Raw genomic sequence first — 1,538 nt, forward strand, 5'->3', positions numbered from 1 at the left:
TGACTTCAAAACTAATATTTACCGCTCTTTCTAAAAAGAACAGAAACATGTAATTCTAAAGCTATTACCATTCCAACAGAATGGTAATGAATTGACTGTGCCGAATAACTACAAGTAGTTAAACGTATTGGTCACTCAGTTCATTGAAATCAATTTGTTACCGAAGTAACTGTTATTACCTAAGTAATAACGTTTTGATATTCATCAACGAGTGCCCACACAGATTGATAGGTTTAAATTGTTAAAGAGCTTCTCTTCGTTGTGACTTACATCACTTCGGAAGAGGCGGCCATTCTAGCTATTTAATTCTCAGTGTCAAACACTTATTCGGAATTAATTTCTACTTTTAAAAAGTAAAAGCGAATCATCGCTTAAAGCTAGTTGCCTTACTAACATTCTTCGCTGAAGCCTTATGGCGTCTGCCGTGTCAGTGAGGCGGCATTATAGAGATGCAGCTCTCATTGGCAAGCATTAAATACGTTTTTTATTTAAAAAAGAGGTTAAGTGAAGACATTTCAACCAAGGGCTTATTTATACAACTTTCAACCCAAGTTTCGAACAAACTACCCACAAGAACCTGTGGATAACTACTCACCATTATCAAAAAAGTAAGATAAACGAGCCCTAGGGTTTAGATATTCTCTAACTTGCTCCGGTAATTTGCTTGGATGAACTGCATTGACAATTTTTATCTCTTTAGTAAATAGGTCAATGATCGGGGCTTGGGTTCTTGGAACGCTAGGATCATAGATCAGTACGTTCGGATAAAGCATATGTTTGGCATTAACCGAAATCACGATTCCAATTGATTCATTGGAAAGCTGCACGACAGTACCCGGCGGATAGACTCCCATGAACTTAACCAATAGACTCAAATTATCCTGACTATATAGATGTTTGCAGTTCTTATATAAGTGGGACAATGCCAAGTATGGGATCATTTGTTGAGATTGCGCTTTACCATGACAAAGATTATCGAATGCGTTAGCCACTGAAACTATTTTGGTAAGTTCATCTATCTCTTCTTCTTTTAAGCCTTCAGGATAACCAGAGCCATCATTCATTTCATGATGTTGAACGATTACTTTTTTGGCACTTTCAGGAAAGTCATCAATTCCAGAGACAATATCAGCACCATATTTCGTATGAAGTTTTAGGTAATTCTCTTCCGGTGCTGTCAGCGTACTCTGCTTTCTAAGTATTGCAGCTGGTATTTTGATCTTTCCTACATCATGGAACAACGCAGCAAAAGAAAGCGCTTTCAATTGTTGAGTATTGTAGCCTTTAGCTTTACCTATCATTAACGCAACGACAGAGACATTTAATGTATGAAAGTAAATGTCTTCAAAGTCAGCTTTAGCATTCATAAGGTGTAAGGTAACGCTATCGTCACTTGCCAGTATTTCAACAATATCATCAACTAGACTTTTAACCTCTCCTACCGCATCTATAGGTCGGTTACGAATTTTTGTCATTACTGAACGCATTCGAGCAAGCGAGCGCTCGAACTCTTTCTCACAATGACTGACTCTACGACG

1 protein-coding gene is annotated in these 1,538 nt (G+C 37.8%); it reads right to left on the reverse strand.

The annotated features are described in order from the left end of the window. Window positions 1-587: 587 nt before the first annotated feature. A partial coding sequence (locus tag AB4589_RS25220) for an HD-GYP domain-containing protein (RefSeq protein ID WP_372101938.1) occupies window positions 588-1,538 on the reverse strand: 951 nt, incomplete at its 5' end.

Origin of the sequence: Vibrio sp. 10N.222.49.A3 (genome assembly GCF_041475145.1) — a bacterium.
In the GTDB taxonomy this organism is placed as follows: Bacteria; Pseudomonadota; Gammaproteobacteria; order Enterobacterales; family Vibrionaceae; genus Vibrio; species Vibrio tasmaniensis_A.